Below are 20,967 nucleotides of genomic sequence, written 5' to 3'. Positions count from 1 at the left end.
GGTATGCAATGGGATTACCAGTAACTGTTTATCGATGGGATGATGCGGGGGCACCGCAATTAACAACTTCGCGCAAGCCGTCTGAGATCATCAATATTCTTAATAAATGCTTAGTTGATGGTTATGGGAGTAAATTGCCACTAGGTTGGACCAAAGAGTTTGAAGATGTTGTGAATCAAAAAGTGGCATTTAGGAACTCACCAACTGCAGGTAGTGGTGGTTTTGTAAGATTTGCCAGTTTGGGTGGGAGTGATGCTGCTGCAACATTTATGACAATTCGTGCAGGTATGTCAATGAGTGATATTGATACTTTTTTTAAGGAAACATCATATCAACGTGGAATTACTGTCAGCGCATTTACTTCGATACACTGGTTTTTAATTGGTACATCTAGTGCATTCTATTTCATGCTCTCAAATTCGACATATACCTTATTAGCACAAAATGGTTACTCATTAGAAAGGGGTTGTTTTGTTGGTGATTTCAAATCTTATTTACCCGCAGACCAGTGCACATTCATAGCACTTGGTGACTATATCAATGGTGATCAAACAAGCAACGCGGGAGGTGCGGCGTCTGCGTTTTATGGTCACTTTTATAGCGTTTATGCTATTACTCAACCTGGTGATAGTACATATCAAAGTAAGATTTATGGTGCTGATGGTAGTAACAACAGTATGAACTATGGTGTTAGATTAACATGTATGTGTATTAGTAATTCATCATATACACAAAGTCTTAACAATATGGGTTTATATGCGAGTGCGCATTTAGCGGTATCGTCCCAAAGCTCGCAAACTACGGTTGTAGATGTCGATGGTGTAAACATTAGGAATAGCGTTATAACACCCTTAGTCAGGGGAGAATTACCGGGGATTAAAGTTGAATTAATGCAACGATATAATAATCAATCGTGGCCTAAAATTGAATTGATAGATGGTAAAAATCATTGGTTATTGAGAGCAGCATTTTATACTGCTGGTGTGTGGATAAATATGGAGGAATGGTAGCATGATGCTGATAACACATGTAAAAAGTGATATGTCGCCATTCAACATTGCACAACTTGTATTAGATTTAGATCCACTTGCTGAAAGGTATATCGTTGCAAATCGTTGGTCTGGGGAGGTTTTAGTAAACCAACGTATTGATAAAAATACAACGTTATGTCCATTAAAATATGCAACAAAAAATGATTTATTTGTTGTTATTTTTGATGATGATAACGACTATAATGCTGCAATTGCAGATGGTGTAAAACTTGAAATAGTTGAAGCAATCGCGGCGGGTTTATGACCAGTGTCATTTTGCGATTTACCAAGCCTTGGCAAAACTATACATCACCCGTCAGACTTAGGTTTGTTGACACACCCATTGTTGTTGATAATTCATTTGGTATCGAGTGTGGATTCAGTTGGTTTACGCTCGATGTTGTCGAACAAGCGTTAATATTGGCTGAGTTCTCAAGTGATATTGAATCTAAAATTGAATCACCGTGGGATAATTACAACGCAGATGAGATTAAGTTTGATTCAATATGGTCATCTAATATTGCCAACGATTCGACCTTATCAATGGTTTGGTTATTTAATCCAGATATCAGAAATGACACCAGCGTTAATTGGTCGCTGCCTATTGACCACCAAATTACATTAAGCGTTAACTGGGTTGTGCCCGATGAGCATCAAATACAATCATCAATTAACTGGCTGAATATTGCCGCGCACCAGTTGCAGACTGCAGTCGTGTGGATAGACGGTCAAGACCAAGAAAGCCTATTGATTATTCAGTACCGTGGTTTTGTGGTCGATGATGAAAAGTCGATTAAATGGGGCTTCCACGAACCGCGCTGGGTATGTTCTACCAAGTATCGCCCACCCGTTGGCAAGGTCACACTTCGATTCAATGAACCATTATCTACACAACCAAACCCGATTGTTTTACGGTTCACGGCCTCACCGAACTATTGCTACTGGGACGATGGCGGCGGCCTCATTGATGCTAACCCACCATTACCCAATATCGATTTTAAAATCCCGATTGAACCACAAATCCGCAGGTACTACTTAATGCAGCCAACGATCACATGCGTGCGAGTATCAGACAGTTTACCGATTGTGATCACCAGTGTGAGCATTAGCCAAAGCCGTGGACAGTGGGCGAGGTCGGTTAGCCTTGAGTTCTCAAGCCGTATCGATGCGCAGCGCGCCCATAATGAGCTGTTGTTGATCACCATCAACGGTTATGAGTTTTATGCCATTGCCGAGCAGCCAAGCGCCAGCAAAGCCTTTGGTATTGAAACCCACAGCAGCACAGGCCGATCACGCACCGCAGAGCTGTCATCGCCTTATCGTTTGCCAATCAGCTACACCAACACTGTCTTGCGTAGCCTTGGCGGTATTATTGGTGATCTGTTGCAAAACACAGGCTGGACTGCAGAGCTAAGTGGGATACCAGATTTTAGCGTACCAGCAGGCGCATTTAGCGTGGGTAATAAGTCACCGATCGACGCGATTAATGAAGCCGCAAGCCAATTGGGTTGCATGATCTTAGCGGATGATGCAGCCCGTAAATTGACTATCATCCCACGCTGGCCAACAGTGCCATGGGAAATGGCAACAGCAGTACCGGACCTAACAGTGCACGATGCCGTGATCACCAATTACAGCGAATCAGTCTCCCGCAATCCTTTGTGTGATGTAGTGTGGCTGCGGGGTGAGCAACAGGGGATTAGCGCCAAGGTGAAACGCACCGGCAGCGCTGGCAATATTCCTGCCGCTGATATTAGCGCCCAGTTGATCGTAGATAACCAAGCGGCTCGCATCGCTGGCACCAATGCACTGGCAGATACAGGCGACAAGCTCAACGTCACGCTATCCTTGCCCGTTATGGTTGATTTGCCACCCGCAACGCCTGGCATGTTGATTGGTATCCGCGAAGGTGTCGAAGTCTTTAAAGGAACGTGTGACAGTTGGAGCATCCGCGCCAGCGTCAGTGATCGCGGTGATATCGATATCGAACAATCAATTACAGTGATCCGCTCAATCGCGTAACTCTGCTAACAGCCTGCGAGGCACCATGCTTAAACAACTTCAAACAGCGTTAGTATTGCCACGGATGATCATGACAGTAGCTGCCGTAAACGCCGATGGCACTGTCACCGCCAGCAGTGCCAGCGGTCACACTATCCGCGCCATTGGCTCAGGAACGGTTGGTGATCATATCTACGTACAAGATGGCAGGGTGCTAGGGACAGCACCCGACTTGCCATTTGTGGAGATAGAGGTTTAGACATCCTTATCATGCAATCGTTTAGGAAATAACTCGGTATACACTTGCCACAGAGTATTAATATTCCTATGCCCTGTCACCTGTGCCACTTCATCAATGCTATATCCCTTCTCAAATAGCCGGCTAGCACCTTCACGTCTCAGGTCGTGATAGCGTAAATCGGTTATCCCGAGTTCATTACGTACTTCTCTAAAGCCGAACGTAACACTTCGCTCGTTATAGGGGAAAATCCTCTCATCAATCCTCGGCTGCTTTTGCAGTATCTCCCAAGCCCCACCCAGCATAGGCACCAACATGTGATTACCTGCTTTTTTGCGCGGGTCCTTACGGTCACGAACTACCACTGACTTTTGTGCTTCATCTACATCTTCCCACCTGATTCTGCATACCTCACCAATACGCATGCAACTCAGTATCGAGAAATCAAGTAAGTCTAGATAAGGGATATGTGCACCACGTTTTTTTACTCTTTCTGCTAAACTGGCTTTCAATTTTTCAATTTCAATAGATGTTGGTCTACGTGAACGCTTCCCCGATTTAGCGATCAAGTCTTGGCTATACAGTGCATCGTAAGCCTCAATAACCGAAATTTGTGAAACCTCATGCCCAAAATTTGATTTAGCGATTCGTAGCAGCCAGCGGATTGCACTCACATCAATTGCCAAAGTTGAGGCGCCAGTACCTGAAGTTTTTCTCTGCTTGCAGTGTTCAACAATATGATGTGGCTTAATCTCATCTAGCTTTACTTTTGCTATGTCACAATCAGCAATTAGTTGCAAACAAAACCTTTTTGACCGGCCAATACTGCTACTAATATTTTCATCAGCAAATGATTTTGCAATGATATCTCCTAGTGTTACGACTGCCACCTCATCTTTCTCATATCCATTTACTTCTAGATGACTAACCCTTTGCTTACCCCATGCCTCGGCAGCGGCATTTTTGGTAAAAGTACGCTGCTCTGTGTATAATACTTTGCCACTTTTCTTTACGCGAATAAGACATCGATACCGAGTTTCCCCATCTGCTTTTTCACGTTTTTGGATGCTATATGATGCCATTTTTAAGGTTCCCCAATACGCCAAGTCCAATCTATTGTGGTTCCCTATTGGTTCCCTGATCAAGTTAAAATTAGTAAAAATATGCAAAAATTAGTAGAAATATGATTTTTTAAATAAATAGTTAATTTCAATGAAACCCTTTTACACCAAGGGTTGCATGCTAAATCAGTAAATAGAAAGTTTATCACTCGTCCAATACGGCTTAGGGCTAGGTGCTAGTTAAGTGATAGTGTTCAGCACGGATAACGCCAGCCAAATCACAAAATCTCGATTAAGTGATATTGGCTATGATGCCCGTGCCACTTGAGTTTAGTCAGTGTTGAAACGGGTAAGTTTTGTCTTTGTAAGCAACTGTGAGCAGACGGGCTGATAGCAACATTTGCTCACGTTTGAGTGCTAAGAGACATACTTTTGATACAAAGTTCGTGGCTTTCTCGTGCATCAGGTTTAGCCAATGCTATCTGGGTAAAATAGCTGGCGCATAGACTTGCGCATAGATAGTGTAAAGACGTCGCTTGGGTCGCAATAAACAAGGTAATAAAGGTGGTAAGTAAGATGAGCCAAATTGATGAAACAAGTGCACCGATGACATCCGATACAACTCATTCAGACGTCACTCATGTTAAAGGCACTCATGTTGAAGACGCTGAGTTCGATATCATTCTCGTCGGCGGCGGTATGGTCGGTGCGGCGACAGCAATTGGATTAGCCCAACAGGGCTTGCAAGTGGCGGTGATTGAATCATTTGCGCCAGAGGCTTATCAAGCCGAACAGCCGTTAGATGTGCGAGTCTCGGCCATCAGTGTGGCCTCTGAAACGCTGCTTGAACGTCTTGGCGCCTTGGACTCACTGCTGAAAATGCGCAATGTGCCTTATCTTGGCTTAGAAACTTGGGAACTCGATGGTTGCATCACCCAATTCCACTGCTCGCAAATTGGTGCTAGTCATTTAGGTCATATAGTTGAAAACCGTTTAATCCAACTTGCCCTGTGGCAACAGATGGCGCAATTGGCTGGCATCACCTTATATTGCCCAGATAAAGTGGTGGCATTTGCCCGTGATAGCGACGGTGTGAGTGTGCACTTACAATCGAATAGTAAACTTAACGCTAAGTTATTGGTCGGTGCCGATGGTGCGCACTCACAGGTACGCCAATGGGCGGGGATTGGGATTTCAGGTTGGGATTACGCTCAATCGGCGATGCTGATCAATATCAGCACCGCACAGGGCCAGCAAGATGTCACTTGGCAGCAGTTTACGCCCAAAGGACCGCGTTCATTATTACCTCTTCCCGGCAATAATGCTTCGCTGGTGTGGTACGACGATGCCAACCGAATAAAACAGTTAATGCAGCTTAACAACAAACAGTTGGCCGAACAGATACGTTTGCATTTCCCTGCGCGCTTAGATGCCGATTTCACCGTTGAGAATAAAGGCAGTTTTGGCCTCACTCGTCGCCATGCCCAGCGTTACTATAGTCAGAACGTGGTGATTTTAGGGGATGCCGCCCACACCATTAATCCGCTCGCTGGCCAAGGGGTGAACCTTGGGTTTAAGGATGTTGAAGCGTTTTTGGCGGTTATCAAGGATGCATTAGCCCAAGATAATATCTGGTGGTCGAATGAAGTGCTGGCCCAATATCAGCGCAAGCGCTATCGCGATAACAAACTGATGATGACGGCGATGGATTTGTTTTATGCAGGTTTTAGTAACGATATCCTGCCGCTTAAGCTGCTGCGTAATGGCGCGTTAAAGTTGGCAAACATCAATTCTCCGATCAAAAAGACCGTTCTTAAATATGCAATGGGGCTTAATTAATCCTGTGTTGTTCTGCGTTCTGACTCAGTGCGATGACGTGGCATTTGTTGACTTGGGCTTTGAGTGCTAAAATGCCGCGTTTTTAGCAGCTATGGTCAGTTCAGTCGGCGCTTTGCGCGGCTGCCATCGACGAAATAACGATATTGAGTGTCATGAGCGAAATAAAATTAATAGTTGGTCTGGCAAACCCTGGTGCTGAATATGCGCACACTCGCCATAATGCGGGGGCTTGGTACGTACTAGAGTTGGCTCGAATTTGCGGCGTGACTTTAGTGGCCGACAGTAAGTATTTTGGCTTGACCGCTAGAGCTGTATTGCACGGAAAAGATGTCCGCTTATTGATCCCGACGACTTATATGAATTTAAGTGGTAAAGCCGTGGGTGCTTTGGCGAACTTTTTTCGTATCACACCGGAAGAGATTCTGGTCGCTCACGATGAACTCGATCTGCCGCCTGGCGTGGCCAAGTTCAAGCTCGGTGGGGGTCATGGCGGCCACAATGGTTTGAAAGATATTATTGCTAAACTGGCTAACGATAAAAATTTCTACCGTTTACGCTTAGGTATCGGTCATCCCGGTGATAAAAACCAAGTGAGTGGTTACGTACTGGGAAAAGCGCCAGCTAAAGAGCAAGAGCTTATCGACGCGGCGATAGATGAAGCCGTGCGTTCTACCGAGATTTTGTTTAAGCAAGACATGGTGAAAGCCATGAACAGATTACACTCCTTTAAAGCGGAGTAGGTTTTGCCTTTGGCGAGACTCAAGTTAATTAACTAATTAATTCAGTAATGTGCTGCCATAGGGCAGGACGACTAAACCTCGCTGATGAGTGTGACTTGTCAGCCAATAATCGAGAGAAAGGTAAGCATATGGGTTTTAAATGCGGCATTGTTGGTCTTCCTAACGTAGGTAAATCAACGCTTTTTAATGCGTTAACTAAGGCTGGCATCGAAGCGGCTAACTTCCCGTTTTGTACCATTGAACCTAACACAGGTGTTGTACCTGTGCCGGATCCACGTCTGGATGCGTTAGCTGCGATTGTGAATCCACAACGTGTGTTACCGACCACTATGGAGTTCGTAGATATCGCAGGCCTCGTGGCTGGCGCATCTAAAGGTGAAGGCTTAGGTAACAAGTTCTTAGCTAACATCCGTGAAACCGATGCTATTGGTCACGTAGTGCGTTGTTTTGATGATGACAACATTGTTCACGTTGCTAACAAGGTTGATCCAGCTGGCGATATCGAAGTCATCAACACGGAATTAGCCTTAGCTGACTTAGACAGCTTAGAGCGAGCGGTTCAACGCCAGCAGAAACGTGCTAAAGGCGGCGATAAAGACGCTAAGTTTGAAGTGGAAGTATTAGAAAAAATGCGTCCAATTCTAGACGAAGCGAAAATGCTGCGTTCAATGGAATTATCTAAAGAAGAACTGGAAGCCGTTGCTTACCTTAACTTCTTAACCTTAAAACCGACCATGTATATTGCTAACGTGGCGGAAGATGGTTTTGAGAACAACCCACACTTAGACGCTGTTCGCGCTATTGCCGCCACAGAAAACGCTATCGTTGTTGCTGTGTGTGCCGCGATTGAATCTGAACTGGCTGAGATGGAAATCTCCGATCGCGATGAGTTTATGGCAGATCTGGGTATCGAAGAGCCAGGTTTAGATCGCGTTATTCGTGCTGGTTACCAATTACTGAATCTGCAAACTTATTTCACCGCAGGCGTGAAAGAAGTGCGTGCTTGGACTGTGCCAGTAGGTGCAAGTGCTCCACAAGCGGCGGGTGTTATCCATACCGATTTTGAACGCGGCTTTATTCGTGCACAAGTCATGTCCTATGAAGATTTTATTGCCCACAAAGGTGAAGCTGGCGCGAAAGAAGCCGGTAAGTTACGTGTGGAAGGTAAAACCTATATCGTTAAAGATGGCGATGTGATGCATTTCTTGTTTAACGTATAACAAGGATTATCCAAGTAGTCAGTCTCGATAAATTAAGCTAAGTACGAGCAATAGTGTGTTATTTAGCACATCTGTTGCTCACTTTGGTGAAGTAATAGCCGAACAGCTTGGCCCAAGGGAAATAGCGAAAAAAAGCTGTTGACCTAGATACCTCGAATAAGCATAATACGCCCCGTTCCTCGCTGAGAGGGGCGCGTAATATCGAAGTGGCAATGTAGCTCAGCTGGTTAGAGCACAGCACTCATAATGCTGGGGTCGCAGGTTCAAGTCCCGCCATTGCTACCATTTTATTTAAGAAGCATATTCTTATATAAAATAGACGTCGATTTTACTCTAGCATTGATTGCTAGCATCTGTTCAAGATGTAAACATGAAGCTGTGCGGGAATGGTGAAATTGGTAGACACGCCAGATTTAGGTTCTGGTGCCGCAAGGTGTGAGAGTTCAAGTCTCTCTTCCCGTACCATTATATTTAAAATATAAGTTTGATATATGAATTTAGAAACATCTGCGATAAGCGGATGTTTGAAACAGAGTTAGTTGGGGTATCGCCAAGTGGTAAGGCACCGGGTTTTGATCTCGGCATTCCAAGGTTCGAATCCTTGTACCCCAGCCATTTTTTCTCAGTTTCCAAGTTGATTGGGGTATCGCCAAGTGGTAAGGCACCGGGTTTTGATCTCGGCATTCCAAGGTTCGAATCCTTGTACCCCAGCCATGGCAATGTAGCTCAGCTGGTTAGAGCACAGCACTCATAATGCTGGGGTCGCAGGTTCAAGTCCCGCCATTGCTACCATATTTAACTCTGTTAAAGTGATTTATCAGAGAAAAATCCAAAGCTGTTGAATAGACAATTTTGGTACATTTTGATGCGGGAATGGTGAAATTGGTAGACACGCCAGATTTAGGTTCTGGTGCCGCGAGGTGTGAGAGTTCAAGTCTCTCTTCCCGTACCATCAAAATGCAATCTTCGATAGAAGATTAAACAAGTTTATTGGGGTATCGCCAAGTGGTAAGGCACTGGGTTTTGATCTCAGCATTCCAAGGTTCGAATCCTTGTACCCCAGCCAAAAGTTAAAAAGCCTGTCTTCAGACAGGCTTTTTGCTTTCTAGCTTTTCACTATATCCTTACTATTCGTTTTCACTCTCTATCTTCTTTCGCATTATTCGCAGTTTGGTTTCTTTCGTTTTCTTCGTTTAGCATTTCCCTTTTCTATCAATGTCCTTGCTATAGCTGGCTTGAATTTCTGTCGTTTGTTTTTATCTAGCCGTTTATAGAGCGGCTCAATAATGATGTATTGGATTTTAAGTCGTCAGCAAGCTGAATAAGCCTTATCCGTTTAGTTCTGGGATGCAGAGCGTCGAGTGAGGCTTAGAGTTAGCAGGCACAACTAATCTATGAGTGAGTATAAGAGTCAACATAAGCACCAGCATAATAGCAGGCATAAGAAGCAGGGCTTGAATCAGGATATCGAAGAAGGGGAGTTTGCACTGCTATATAACGACAGTGAATACCACAGTGCCAGTTGATTAGGCACTGTGGTGAGCTGTGTTATTGCTTTTTGACTTCTGGCACGACAGGCAGCGATTTTATTTCCGCTGGAACTGCTGGCATTGCTGGTGTGGCTACTTTTACTGCCGCATCAGTGATAGTTGCTGGCAATACAGCATGCTCAGTGACAGCACTTTGAACCGCGTTAACCTCACCCGTGGCAACCGCTTTGACGGCATTAGGCACAGCTAACTGTTGCTGCACTTGGTTCGCGCCCGCATCTAAGGCTTTTTGTTGTAACTTCTGTGGATCGGTATAGTCGGCTAATTCCTTCGGCCAGCTTGGGACTAGCTTTTCTGTCTGATTACTGAATTGCTCAGAGATCACTAAGGGCGCGCCGCCCTTCATTAGCATCACTGCCATTTGGTTGGTGTCTGAGTTCCACACTAGACCCGCTTTTTCTGCCATCTCAGGTACAGGAGTATAAGTTGACACTAAATAGATAAGTGGACCTTCCTGCTGGATCTTATCGGCCGTTTTAAGCAGCGACAGAGTAGTATCGTAATTTTTACCCAGCAATTCCTGCATACGGTTTTTGATGAGTGGCTGTTCGAATAAGCCGACATCATTTGGATCTAAACCGACAAGGGGTTTGAGCAGGGCCCACATTAGTTGACCTTGGGGTGACATTAATAAGAGTGGAGCAACACAGGCGTTGAGCATTAACGCGAGCCACAGAATATGCAGGCAGCGCATTTTTTTGAGCAGAGATGTACTCAAGATGATATTTCCTTGGGAGTACCAGCAAGTCGCCGGCGGCGGATTGTAGCCGATTGTAATGAGGTAAACGAGAGGGGGCCTAAAGTAAATTTTATGCCAAAAAGTTAGCGTGAATGTTGGATTTTATCCCTATGAATCCAATGAGTATTTACAGATGATACCGTAAATGACTTGCTGCTAATATAATCAAAGATAATGGCTTTTGAGTGTTAAATGCAGATTTGTCTTTAAGCGGTTTATTTTTCAGTCTTATTCTTCAATCCTATATTTCAGCTTCTTTTGCAGTATTGAATATGTAAAGTTTGTAAACTTTGTTCTATTTGATAATCGATCTCATTTAATCTCGCACATTAAATTAGTTTAATGCAGCTCATTTCAGTCTTAGGCTGCATAGGGAAAGCCGATTCTGGAGGCATTTCTCTTCGGGTTGCTTTTGAGAGTGCACCATTGAAATTAAGAGTCAGTAAGTCGTCTTTGTCCTTTGCTCGAATTATCCATGTATATGTGTCTATGGCGTTGTTGTTGCTGATGTTGTTTTTTGCGGTGACAGGCATAACGTTAAATCACCCTAATTGGTTTTCTCAAGCGGATCAGGAACCTAAACGGGAACAAGTGCCCATCCCTGCCTATTTATTACCCGTCGATACACAAGATGCCCAGTGGCGCTTGGCAACGGGCCATTGGCTGAAAAGTGAATGGGCTATGGATATGGCCACTGCCGACATAGATGAAGACGAAATTAGCTTAGTCAGCAAAGGGCCCGGCACTTACCGCAGCCTGACGTTGGACCTGCTCGACGGCCAAGCCTATGTCGAAACCTTAGAGTACGGTGTCGTAGCCGTAGTGAATGATTTGCACAAGGGGCGCAACACAGGCACTGCATGGGCTTGGATACTCGATCTTAGCGCCGTGCTGATTATTTTATTTTCGCTTACTGGGGCTTACTTATTATTGCCTCAAACCAAGCGCCTCAAAAAGTCATTGTTATACATGGTACTTGTCAGCGGTAGTTGCGGACTTGTGTATGTTTATTTCGTTCCATAAGGAGTGTAGACCGAGTATGCGTCATCTTATTCGTACCATTGCGGTGAGTGCTTTGTTTGTGAGTTCTGCTGCATTTGCGGCGCCACAAATGACTGTTGATTTAACTTTACCTGAAATTACCGAAGGCCAATATCACAGACCCTATGTGGCCGTGTGGGTTGAAAATACCCAAGGGCAACCGGTAAAAACCTTAAGCCTTTGGGTTTGGGATGAAGGCCATAAATGGCTTAAAGACATCCGTCGTTGGTGGCGTAAAGCGGGTCGTGACGATATGAGTTTTGTTGATGGTATTGCATCAGCCACACGTCCTGCGGGTCATTACAAAATCGATTGGGATTTAAAAGATGAAGCGGGAAAAGCGCTCGAGCCTGCTCGTTACACTGTGTTTATAGAAGTGGTGCGTGAGCATGGCGGTCGCGATCTCGTGCGACAAAACATCGATTTAGCTGCGGGGGACTTCTCAGTGCAGTTACCCGCCACCACCGAAACTGGCGTTATCGACATACGCTTAAGCGGCATGGCTCGCTGAGCCTGCTACTGAATATATTGCCCGTACATTACTCGTTAAACTTAAGGAAAAGGCATGAAATTACGTCTTATTGCATTACTTAGCACACTTTGTATTAGCCCGTTGGCAAGCAGCCACGATAGATGGATTTTACCTAGCCACTTTAACGTTTCGGCCGAAAGCCAAGAAGCCGTGTGGATCACCTCTGATGTGTCTGCCAGCAATCAAGTGTTTATGATGGATAAACCTTTTAGCGCCAGTGACGTACGTGTGTTACTGCCTAATGGCGACTTAAGTTCTCCAAGCTCAAGTTATACCGGCGGCCGTAAATCGGTATTTGATGTGCAGTTAATGCAAGATGGCACCTATAAGTTCGAGAAAGAAGTCACGCCGCGTTATTTCTCCCGCTATAAAGTGAAAGGCAAAGAAGGCTTTGTCCGCAGTCGTTTAGATAAAAAAGCGACCGCCGCTGTCATGCCAAAGGGCGCCTCTGAATTAGAAGGTTCTTTAAATGTGTCGCGGGTGGAAACCTACGTAACCCGAAATAAGCCAACGGATAAGGTTTTGGCTCCTAAGGGCGAGTACTTGGAACTAGTCCCTGTAACCCATCCTGCTGATATCGTTGAAAACGAACCTGCAATACTGCAGTTTGTTTATGATGGTAAACCCGTTGCAGGAGTGAGTGTTGCGATTATGAAAGACGGCAGCCTATACCGAAACAAGCCTGAAGAAATCGCTTTAACCTCAGATAAAGACGGTAAAGTGGCCATGACCTTGCCTGCGGCGGGACGTTATCTTTTGCATGCATCTATTGAACGTCCAAGCTCAGACACATCCCTTGCCGATAAAACCGTCAGTGAGATTTTCCTTACGTTTGAAGCTGGGCTTGAATAGGATTCAGTCTTCCGCTCAAGTGAGTAAGCGTTATAAGTGACTGAGTGTTAAAAATGATTTAGCGTTTATAAATGACGTAGCGTTCACCGTTAAATGCCCACAACCTCTACGGCGAGTGGGCATTTTTATATTCAAAACCCTTTATCTATACGGCTATTAATCAATGCAGCCACTATGATTCTATTTGGCTCGCGGATTTAGATTTCATTGCTGGTAACTCTGCTTAAGGTTGGGTAAGCTGCGTCAATGCATTGTTCTTGATGCATCAAAGGCGCATAACGATTAGAATAGCGCAATTCCACCCTCATTTGACTGTGTTGACCTTAGCGTTGGCACGGGTTGCTTTTGTTTTAAAGGAGACGAAAGAAGTTATGACTAAGGTTCCTATGACAGTTGTCGGTGCAGAACAGCTGCGTAAAGAGTTAGATATTCTCAAGTTTGACCGTCGCCCTAAGATCACTGAAGCGATTGCCTCTGCGAGAGAGCTAGGCGACCTGAAAGAAAACGCGGAATACCATGCGGCTCGTGAAGACCAAGGTATTTGTGAAGCACGTATCCGTGATATTGAAGGTAAGTTATCTAACGCGCAAATTATCGACGTCACTAAGATGGTGAACAACGGTCGTATTATTTTTGGCGCCACTGTGACTATTTTAAATCTCGATACCGACGTTGAAGTGACTTATCGCATAGTCGGCGATGATGAAGCGAATATTAAAGAAAACCTGATTTCAGTGAACTCACCGATAGCCCGTGGCTTAGTGGGTAAAAATGAAGGTGATGAAGTGTCGATTACCACGCCAGGTGGCATGACAGATTACGAAATCATCTCAGTACAGTATTTATAATCAGCGAATCGATTTAGCTATCGAGTCTGCTAAATCGTACCGAGAGTGTGATTCTCACTCGTTCTAAAACCGCCCTAGGGCGGTTTTTTGTTATTTGCTCATTGAGTTTGTATACGTGTCTAGGATTTGTGTTTTGCTTTCGAATTTAAGGTTTAGCCAAGGATGGAGAAGGCGCTTCAGGGTTGAACTCGAAAGATGGATAAAGATTAATTTGTCTCTTGGTGCACTTTTACTTAAGCTGCAACTCTAGAGCTTCATCAGAAAGTTTTATCAGAATTAACTCAGTATTGTGTAATTGATTTAGCGCGAGTTTCGCTTTATAAACCCACAGTTATGTAGCAAAAACTAAGTATGACTGGGTTTATCTTTCGTTTTATAAGAGGGCACGCTTTGGTAAAACATTGGCGTACAGGATTGATGTTAGTTTGCGTGGCGATCATGTTGATCGCGCACTCGGCTAGCTATACGCCAAAAACCTCAGTACAACGCAGTGATGCCACTCGTCATTATGTTCAGAAACACACAGCTCTGAAGCAAACGGCTCAGATACACACTGTGGGACTTGATAGCTCGACTCCCGATGCACAGCCAAGCGCTGAGCCTCAAAGCTTGTCCGATGCCGATGCTATCACCCAAGACAATGCACTGCTCAATGCCCAATCTAATATACAGTCTGATGCGCAAACCGTTGAAAGTTGCGGCTCATTGCATACTCATGATGCCAATCGCATCAATTCAGACTCAGCATCCCAGCCAGCACCTTGTCCAAGCTCCGATTACGTGAGTCATTCGGACGACTTAAATTTTGCCCCAATAAATTCGCCGCGCTTTATCAGTCTTGCCCAGCACGATGTGCGTGAGGTGAAACCGGTATATCTACTCGCGTTAGACTTCACCGCCGAACCGACACCCAATGTCGTTGAACCGACCGATCTGGATATCGCATCAGATTGGACGCTTTCAGCTGTATCTTCCCCCGCCCGAATTTCGGGTTGGAAAGTCTCAAATCTTCAATATCGATTTAGCCAACAAGCCGCTTAACCCACCTATTTAGGTGTGCTATCTACTGGAGTCTGCTCCCGTAGAACTTGCATGCCATTGTATTTTTGTTCTCACCGAAACCATCTCTATCGCGGCTACATTCGCTGTGATGACTTGAGTCTAACTGGCTAGATTTGCTGGTGCTCAATGATAGGTTTCGGACTGATATCAATATGTTCGCTTAGCTTTTGACTTAAAAGTTAGGTGATAAATAGCGAGTTAATCCCATGGAAAGAAAACCCAATAAACGGCTGCTAAATCACTATTCAGCTTGGAAATATATAGTTCTTATCGTCACCATCATAGTGATGTTATTCAGTGCCTTGCCAACATTTTATGGTGAGAATGCCGCGGTGCAAGTGGGCGCGAAGGCGGGGTTAACACTCACGCCCGTAGCCCTTAGAGATAAGCTGCAAGCTGAAGGCGTGACGGTAAAACGCATCGACCAAAAGAATGGCGAAACCCTGATTGTCCTCGATGCGGATAACCAACAAACCTTAGTCAAAACCTTGGTTTCGTCTATGGTGACAGAGCCAAAAGAGTTGACCTTATCCCTTGCCAGTGCCGCGCCGAGTTGGTTGCAAAACTTAGGTTTTCAGCCGATTAAACTAGGGCTCGACTTACGTGGTGGGGTGCAGTTTCTACTCGATGTGGATGTTGACCCTGTGTACCAAACTCAGGGTGAGGCGTTAGTTGATTCGCTACGCCAATTCATCCGTGAGCAGAAGATCCGTGGCGCCAGCGTCTATTTGGATCAAACTAACCAGTTAAACCTGACGCTGCCCGATAATGACGCCCGCGCTGCCGTGCGTCAGATGATGAAACAGTCCTATCCAAATTGGCAATTATCCAATACCGATGGCGCGGGTTTACAGATTAAGTTGAGCCAAGAGGAACAAACTAAACTGCGTAATTTGACTGTGCAGCAAAACTTGCAAGTTATGCGCAGTCGTATTGAAGAACTTGGCATCACAGAAGCCTTAGTACAGCGCCAAGGCGATCATCGAATTCGGATTGAGTTGCCTGGCGTGCAAGATCCTGCAGCCGCGAAAAACGTCATTGGTGCTACAGCGAGTCTGGCTTTCTTTGAGGTGAAAGAGTCAGGTTCTGTGAATGCCATGGTGCTTAACGACAAGTCGGGTAAGCCTATTTATGTGAGCCGCACGCCTGTGCTGGGTGGCGATCACATTGTCGATGCCAGAGCGAGTTTAGGTGAGATGGGCATGGCCGAGGTGAACATTAACCTCGACCGTGTCGGCGGGCAGAAAATGTCTGAGTTTTCCCGTACCAATATTGGCAAACCTATGGCGACGTCTTACAGCGAATACAGCCGCGATGAACAAGGTAAGGCTAAGCAAACTCAAGAGATTATCAGCGTTGCGACCATTCAATCCCAGCTTGGAGACCGTTTCCGCATCACTGGTGCGGGCACCTATCAAGAAGCGCAGCAATTAGCCCTGTTACTGAGAGCGGGCTCTATGACGGCGCCAGTAACGATTGTAGAAGAGCGCACTATTGGCCCGACGTTAGGCGCTGAAAACATTGAAAACGGTTTTGCTGCGCTTGGTCTAGGTATGGGTATTACCTTGTTGTTCATGGCGCTTTGGTATCGTCGTCTCGGTTGGGTGGCGAATATCGCGCTGATCTCTAACATGGTGATCTTGTTTGGCCTACTGGCGCTTATCCCTGGTGCTGTGCTGACCTTACCCGGTATTGCTGGCCTAGTGTTAACCGTGGGTATGGCTGTCGATACCAACGTGCTGATTTTTGAGCGAATAAAAGATAAGTTAAAAGAAGGTCGCAGTTTTGCGCTGGCAATTGATACAGGGTTTGATAGTGCGTTTTCGACCATTTTCGACGCTAACTTCACCACTATGATCACGGCTGTCGTGCTGTATTCCATCGGTAATGGCCCAATTCAAGGTTTCGCCTTGACCTTAGGTCTAGGTCTGTTGACCAGCATGTTTACCGGTATCTTTGCTTCAAGAGCCTTGATTAACTTAGTTTACGGACGTGATGTTAGTCGTCATGTGAGGGTATAACCATGAAAAATATCAATCTAACAAAATGGCGTTATGTCTCCAGTGCTATCTCAATTTTATTGATGATAACGTCATTAGCCATCATAGGTGTAAAGGGTTTTAACTGGGGATTAGACTTTACCGGTGGTGTGGTGACTGAAGTTCAGCTCGATAGAAAAATCACCAGCAGTGAGTTACAACCTTTGCTTAACGCTGCCTATCAGCAGGAGGTCTCTGTGATCTCGGCCAGTGAGCCGGGCCGTTGGGTATTACGCTATGGTGATATAAAGAGTGCTGATACTGAGCAAAGCAATGTCGATATTCAGCAGGCATTAGCGCCACTTAACTCTGAAGTGCAAGTCCTTAACAGCAGCGTTGTTGGGCCGCAGATTGGTCAAGAACTGGCGGAGCAGGGTGGGTTAGCGCTGTTAGTCGCTATGCTGTGTATTTTAGGCTATTTAAGTTATCGCTTCGAGTGGCGACTCGCATCGGGCGCTTTGTTTGCGCTGGTACACGACGTTGTGTTCGTACTTGCGTTTTTTGCGCTGACGCAGATGGAGTTTAATTTAACGGTACTGGCGGCTGTGCTGGCGATTTTAGGCTATTCGTTAAATGACTCGATCATCATTGCCGACCGTATTCGTGAATTATTGATTGCTAAGCCAAAGCTTGCGATTCAAGAAATTAATAACCAAGCGATTGTGGCGACATTCTCCCGTACTATGGTGACGTCAGGGACAACCTTAATGACGGTCGGTGCGCTGTGGAGCATGGGCGGCGGGCCGCTGGAAGGATTCTCGATTGCGATGTTTATCGGTATTTTAACCGGTACATTCTCATCGATTTCTGTTGGCACCTCATTGCCTGAGTTGTTAGGTTTAACGCCTGAGCATTATAAGGAACAAGTGATTTCTGATACGCCTTAGTGCTTTATTTTAATTTATAGCAAAAACAAAGAGGCCACTCAATTGAGTGGCCTCTTTGTTAACACAATAAAAATCAAGAAAAATTACTTTGCCTTTGGCAAAGCAATCTTCATTTCTGGTGATTGACGATAAATCACCAGAATATGACCAATAAGTTGCACTTTTGCGGATTGAGTTTCACGTACTATGGCATCAACGATGGCATTTTTTAGCTCTCTGTCAGCAGAGGCTACTTTCACTTTAATCAATTCATGATAAGCGAGTGCGCTTTCAATTTCAGCGAGTACACCTTCAGTCAATCCATTGGCACCAAGCAGCACCACTGGCTTTAGCGGATGCGCTAGACCTTTTAAATGCTGTTTTTGTTTGGTTGTTAAGTTCATTTCTACCAACTTTTGCTGAGTTACTGTTGAAAAACGGCTATTCTACCCTTATATAGCCTTTGTGTAACTCTCAATTGTTGCGGATTTTAAATGTCAGGTATAAAACGTACGGCCAGTTCTAATCGCTGGATGCTAGAACACTTTGATGATCACTATGTCAAACTCGCTCAAAAAATGGGCTTGCGATCTCGCGCTGCGTTTAAGCTTGAGGAGATCCAGCAAAAGGATCAATTGATTCGCCCAGGCATGACTGTGGTTGATCTCGGTGCTGCTCCAGGAGGTTGGTCTCAAGTGGCAGTTAAATTAGCGGGAGATAGAGGTAAAGTCATCGCCTGTGACATTTTGCCTATGGATCCCATCGTCGGGGTAGATTTTTTGCAAGGGGATTTTCGTGAAGATAAAGTCCTTCAAGCATTACTTACTCGCGTCGGTGATGCTAAGGTTGACGTTGTGTTGTCTGATATGGCGCCCAACATGAGTGGTTCAGATAGTGTTGATCAACCCCGTGCCATGTATTTAGTGGAGTTGGCGTTAGATATGTGCCATCAAGTATTGGCTCCTAATGGCTGTTTTGCGGTAAAAGTCTTTCAGGGGGAGGGCTTTGACGAATACATGAAAGCGGTAAAAGCAGTGTTTAAAGTCGTTAAAACACGTAAACCAGACTCTTCACGGGCGCGTTCCCGTGAAGTCTATCTTGTGGCGACTGGGTACAAGTTGTAGTAACCTAGCGTTAATAATCGCAAGACTTAATGAGGTCTAGTAATTTGAGTGACATGGCAAAAAATCTAATACTCTGGGTTGTCATCGCCGTTGTGCTGATGTCAGTGTTTCAGGGTTACTCCCCCTCTTCTTCGTCATCGCAGAAGATGGATTATTCTACCTTCTTAGATAATGTCCGTGATGGGCAGGTCGCAACTGTTGAAGTTAAAAGCGACCAACGTACTATTGAAGGTGCTAAGCGAACGGGTGAAAAGTTCACGACTATCATGCCGTTATATGACCAAGATTTAATTAATGATCTTGATCGTAAGGGCATCACCATGAAGGGCCAAGAAGCCGAAGAATCTGGGTTCCTAACCCAAATCTTCATCTCTTGGTTCCCTATGTTATTGCTTATCGGGGTATGGATTTTCTTCATGCGCCAGATGCAAGGCGGCGGTGGCAAAGGCGCTATGTCCTTTGGTAAGAGCAAAGCCAAGCTGATGAGCGAAGATCAGATTAAAACGACGTTTGCCGATGTTGCTGGTTGTGACGAAGCAAAAGAAGAAGTCAAAGAGTTAGTTGATTATCTGCGTGACCCAACTAAATTCCAAAAATTGGGCGGCCGTATTCCAACGGGCGTGTTGATGGTGGGTCCTCCAGGTACAGGTAAAACCTTGCTGGCGAAAGCCATTGCGGGAGAATCTAAAGTACCTTTCTTCACTATCTCGGGTTCTGATTTCGTTGAAATGTTCGTTGGTGTTGGTGCATCCCGTGTGCGTGACATGTTCGAACAGGCGAAAAAGTCTGCGCCCTGTATCATCTTTATCGATGAAATCGATGCGGTCGGTCGTCAACGCGGCGCGGGTTTAGGTGGTGGTCATGATGAACGTGAGCAAACACTGAACCAAATGCTGGTTGAGATGGACGGCTTCGAAGGTAATGAAGGCGTTATCGTTATCGCGGCAACTAACCGTCCAGACGTACTCGATTCTGCACTGCTGCGTCCAGGTCGTTTTGACCGTCAAGTGGTCGTTGGCTTACCAGACGTGCGTGGTCGTGAGCAGATTTTGAAAGTGCATATGCGTAAAGTACCGCTTTCTGAAGATGTGAAGGCGAGTGTAATTGCCCGTGGTACCCCAGGTTTCTCTGGTGCTGACTTAGCTAACTTAGTGAACGAAGCGGCCCTGTTTGCGGCTCGTGGAAATCGCCGAGTAGTGGGCATGGAAGAATTTGAGCGTGCAAAAGATAAAATAATGATGGGTGCTGAGCGCCGTTCTATGGTGATGTCTGAAGCTGAAAAAGAAATGACTGCATACCACGAAGCGGGCCATGCAATTGTAGGTTGTTTAGTACCAGAGCACGATCCTGTGCACAAGGTCACTATCATTCCTCGCGGCCGTGCGCTGGGTGTCACTTTCTTCTTACCCGAAGCGGACTCAGTGAGTCAGAGCCGTCGTAAGTTAGAAAGCCAAATTTCAGTCGCATACGGCGGTCGTTTAGCTGAAGAGCTTATCTACGGTACAGAAAAAGTGTCGACTGGCGCATCACAGGACATCAAATACGCGACCTCTATTGCGCGTAACATGGTGACTCAGTGGGGCTTCTCGGACAAGCTAGGTCCATTATTGTATGCCGAAGAAGACGGTGAAGTGTTCTTAGGTCGCAGCATGGGTAAAGCCAAAGCCATGTCCGATGAAACTGCAACTATCATCGACGCGGAAGTGAAAGTCTTTATCGACAAGAACTACGCGAGAGCGAGACAGATATTGACGGATAACCTCGATATTCTTCACTCGATGAAAGAAGCCTTAATGAAGTATGAAACCATTGATTCACTTCAAATTGACGATTTAATGAAGCGTCGTGAAGTGCGCCAACCTGCCGATTGGCAAGTGGATGACCATGGTTCTAACGACAAAGGTAGCGGTCATGGTGAGCCTGCTGAAAAAGCTGAAGATACTGTGACTACAGCATCTGCTGAACCAGACTTGAAAGAGCCTGATGAATCACCTGCTAAGTAATTTGTTGTGAGATAAAAGAAAACCCCGTAAAGGGGTTTTCTTGTTTTATCTTGTTAGCAATTTGACTGCGCTGTCATTTATCCACTTTGCCATTACTGATATTTCTCCTCTGACATCAGTCACCTCAGATAGAAAGTGAAGGCTAAAACTAATGACGCAAGTTATGCCTATAGGTAAAATC

The 20,967-nt window shown here is 45.3% G+C and carries 20 protein-coding genes and 7 tRNA genes; 24 read left to right on the top strand and 3 right to left on the bottom strand.

From position 1 onward, the window contains the following. Nucleotides 1-8 precede the first annotated feature (8 nt). From AC5YB3_RS06285 to AC5YB3_RS06270, 4 genes are read left to right on the top strand one after another with little or no spacing between them, the layout of a single operon-like run. Nucleotides 9-1,010 carry a hypothetical protein gene (locus AC5YB3_RS06285; protein ID WP_494526762.1) on the top strand — a complete coding sequence of 334 codons (1,002 nt, stop codon included), beginning with the start codon at nucleotides 9-11 and terminating at the stop codon, nucleotides 1,008-1,010. A gap of 1 nt (nucleotide 1,011) precedes the next feature. Further along, on the top strand, nucleotides 1,012-1,296 hold the full coding sequence (locus AC5YB3_RS06280) for a hypothetical protein (protein WP_494526761.1): 285 nt from the start codon (nucleotides 1,012-1,014) through the stop codon (nucleotides 1,294-1,296). Continuing rightward, nucleotides 1,293-3,053 (top strand): hypothetical protein, encoded by a 1,761-nt coding sequence (locus tag AC5YB3_RS06275; RefSeq protein ID WP_494526760.1) that lies wholly within the window; start codon nucleotides 1,293-1,295, stop codon nucleotides 3,051-3,053. The genes AC5YB3_RS06280 and AC5YB3_RS06275 overlap by 4 nt, the downstream gene beginning before the upstream one ends. Nucleotides 3,054-3,078: 25 nt before the next feature. After that, entirely contained in the window at nucleotides 3,079-3,291 is a 213-nt protein-coding gene (locus AC5YB3_RS06270; protein WP_011847761.1) for a hypothetical protein, read from the top strand. Here AC5YB3_RS06270 and AC5YB3_RS06265 read toward each other — a convergent pair. Continuing rightward, a complete protein-coding gene (locus AC5YB3_RS06265) occupies nucleotides 3,288-4,352 on the bottom strand; it encodes a site-specific integrase (protein ID WP_494526759.1) in 1,065 nt (354 codons plus the stop codon). The genes AC5YB3_RS06270 and AC5YB3_RS06265 overlap by 4 nt on opposite strands. Nucleotides 4,353-4,907: 555 nt before the next feature. Here AC5YB3_RS06265 and AC5YB3_RS06260 point away from each other — a divergent pair. The 11 genes from AC5YB3_RS06260 (at nucleotide 4,908) to AC5YB3_RS06210 (ending at nucleotide 9,656) form a co-directional block, all read left to right on the top strand. Further along, nucleotides 4,908-6,170, top strand: coding sequence for an FAD-dependent monooxygenase (locus AC5YB3_RS06260; protein ID WP_413494757.1), 1,263 nt, complete (start codon nucleotides 4,908-4,910; stop codon nucleotides 6,168-6,170). Between the two features lie 152 nt (nucleotides 6,171-6,322). Continuing rightward, a complete protein-coding gene (gene pth, locus AC5YB3_RS06255) occupies nucleotides 6,323-6,910 on the top strand; it encodes an aminoacyl-tRNA hydrolase (protein ID WP_006082736.1) in 588 nt (195 codons plus the stop codon). Nucleotides 6,911-7,038: 128 nt separating this feature from the next. Next, nucleotides 7,039-8,130, top strand: a complete 1,092-nt coding sequence (gene ychF / locus AC5YB3_RS06250; RefSeq protein ID WP_006082735.1) for a redox-regulated ATPase YchF — start codon at nucleotides 7,039-7,041, stop codon at nucleotides 8,128-8,130. A gap of 208 nt (nucleotides 8,131-8,338) precedes the next feature. Continuing rightward, nucleotides 8,339-8,415 (top strand) — tRNA-Met (locus AC5YB3_RS06245). A 95-nt stretch (nucleotides 8,416-8,510) separates the two neighbouring features. After that, nucleotides 8,511-8,595, top strand: a tRNA-Leu gene (locus AC5YB3_RS06240). A gap of 75 nt (nucleotides 8,596-8,670) precedes the next feature. Beyond that, nucleotides 8,671-8,745: transfer RNA gene (locus AC5YB3_RS06235), tRNA-Gln, on the top strand. Nucleotides 8,746-8,769: 24 nt separating this feature from the next. Further along, nucleotides 8,770-8,844: transfer RNA gene (locus tag AC5YB3_RS06230), tRNA-Gln, on the top strand. A 1-nt stretch (nucleotide 8,845) separates the two neighbouring features. Then, nucleotides 8,846-8,922: transfer RNA gene (locus AC5YB3_RS06225), tRNA-Met, on the top strand. A gap of 75 nt (nucleotides 8,923-8,997) precedes the next feature. Next, nucleotides 8,998-9,082: transfer RNA gene (locus tag AC5YB3_RS06220), tRNA-Leu, on the top strand. Nucleotides 9,083-9,121: 39 nt separating this feature from the next. Then, nucleotides 9,122-9,196, top strand: a tRNA-Gln gene (locus AC5YB3_RS06215). A 328-nt stretch (nucleotides 9,197-9,524) separates the two neighbouring features. After that, entirely contained in the window at nucleotides 9,525-9,656 is a 132-nt protein-coding gene (locus tag AC5YB3_RS06210) for a hypothetical protein (protein ID WP_268649666.1), read from the top strand. A gap of 22 nt (nucleotides 9,657-9,678) precedes the next feature. Here the strand turns inward: AC5YB3_RS06210 and AC5YB3_RS06205 are convergent, their stop codons facing one another. Continuing rightward, nucleotides 9,679-10,374, bottom strand: a complete 696-nt coding sequence (locus AC5YB3_RS06205) for a hypothetical protein (RefSeq protein WP_494527170.1) — start codon at nucleotides 10,372-10,374, stop codon at nucleotides 9,679-9,681. Nucleotides 10,375-10,845: 471 nt separating this feature from the next. Between AC5YB3_RS06205 and AC5YB3_RS06200 the strand changes: the two genes are divergently transcribed. From AC5YB3_RS06200 to secF, 7 genes are all read left to right on the top strand, one after another. Then, a complete protein-coding gene (locus AC5YB3_RS06200; RefSeq protein ID WP_006086949.1) occupies nucleotides 10,846-11,442 on the top strand; it encodes a PepSY-associated TM helix domain-containing protein in 597 nt (198 codons plus the stop codon). A gap of 16 nt (nucleotides 11,443-11,458) precedes the next feature. Continuing rightward, nucleotides 11,459-11,971: a DUF2271 domain-containing protein gene (locus AC5YB3_RS06195; protein WP_006086948.1), complete on the top strand. Its 513-nt coding sequence runs from the start codon at nucleotides 11,459-11,461 to the stop codon at nucleotides 11,969-11,971. 54 nt (nucleotides 11,972-12,025) lie between these two features. Next, nucleotides 12,026-12,844 carry a DUF4198 domain-containing protein gene (locus tag AC5YB3_RS06190; RefSeq protein WP_494526758.1) on the top strand — a complete coding sequence of 273 codons (819 nt, stop codon included), beginning with the start codon at nucleotides 12,026-12,028 and terminating at the stop codon, nucleotides 12,842-12,844. A gap of 371 nt (nucleotides 12,845-13,215) precedes the next feature. Continuing rightward, the gene (gene greA, locus AC5YB3_RS06185; RefSeq protein ID WP_006082729.1) at nucleotides 13,216-13,692 is read left to right on the top strand and encodes a transcription elongation factor GreA; all 477 of its coding nucleotides are present in this window, start codon (nucleotides 13,216-13,218) and stop codon (nucleotides 13,690-13,692) included. Between the two features lie 417 nt (nucleotides 13,693-14,109). After that, nucleotides 14,110-14,733, top strand: coding sequence for a hypothetical protein (locus AC5YB3_RS06180; protein WP_494527169.1), 624 nt, complete (start codon nucleotides 14,110-14,112; stop codon nucleotides 14,731-14,733). A gap of 227 nt (nucleotides 14,734-14,960) precedes the next feature. Further along, complete coding sequence (secD, locus tag AC5YB3_RS06175; protein ID WP_494526757.1) at nucleotides 14,961-16,775, top strand: protein translocase subunit SecD; 1,815 nt, start codon at nucleotides 14,961-14,963, stop codon at nucleotides 16,773-16,775. 2 nt (nucleotides 16,776-16,777) lie between these two features. Then, nucleotides 16,778-17,680, top strand: a complete 903-nt coding sequence (secF, locus tag AC5YB3_RS06170) for a protein translocase subunit SecF (RefSeq protein WP_494526756.1) — start codon at nucleotides 16,778-16,780, stop codon at nucleotides 17,678-17,680. 83 nt (nucleotides 17,681-17,763) lie between these two features. Here secF and yhbY read toward each other — a convergent pair whose 3' ends face one another. Next, entirely contained in the window at nucleotides 17,764-18,063 is a 300-nt protein-coding gene (gene yhbY, locus AC5YB3_RS06165) for a ribosome assembly RNA-binding protein YhbY (RefSeq protein ID WP_006082725.1), read from the bottom strand. A 90-nt stretch (nucleotides 18,064-18,153) separates the two neighbouring features. Between yhbY and rlmE the strand changes: the two genes are divergently transcribed. Together rlmE and ftsH are read left to right on the top strand one after the other, a co-directional pair. Beyond that, nucleotides 18,154-18,783, top strand: coding sequence for a 23S rRNA (uridine(2552)-2'-O)-methyltransferase RlmE (gene rlmE / locus AC5YB3_RS06160; RefSeq protein ID WP_006082724.1), 630 nt, complete (start codon nucleotides 18,154-18,156; stop codon nucleotides 18,781-18,783). Nucleotides 18,784-18,812: 29 nt separating this feature from the next. Continuing rightward, complete coding sequence (ftsH, locus tag AC5YB3_RS06155; protein ID WP_011847519.1) at nucleotides 18,813-20,786, top strand: ATP-dependent zinc metalloprotease FtsH; 1,974 nt, start codon at nucleotides 18,813-18,815, stop codon at nucleotides 20,784-20,786. The last annotated feature ends 181 nt before the right edge of the window (nucleotides 20,787-20,967 follow it).

Source organism: Shewanella sp. 1311, from assembly GCF_059338235.1.
The sequence above is the reverse complement of the archived record's forward strand: the minus strand, read 5'-3'. Positions and strand labels throughout refer to the sequence as shown.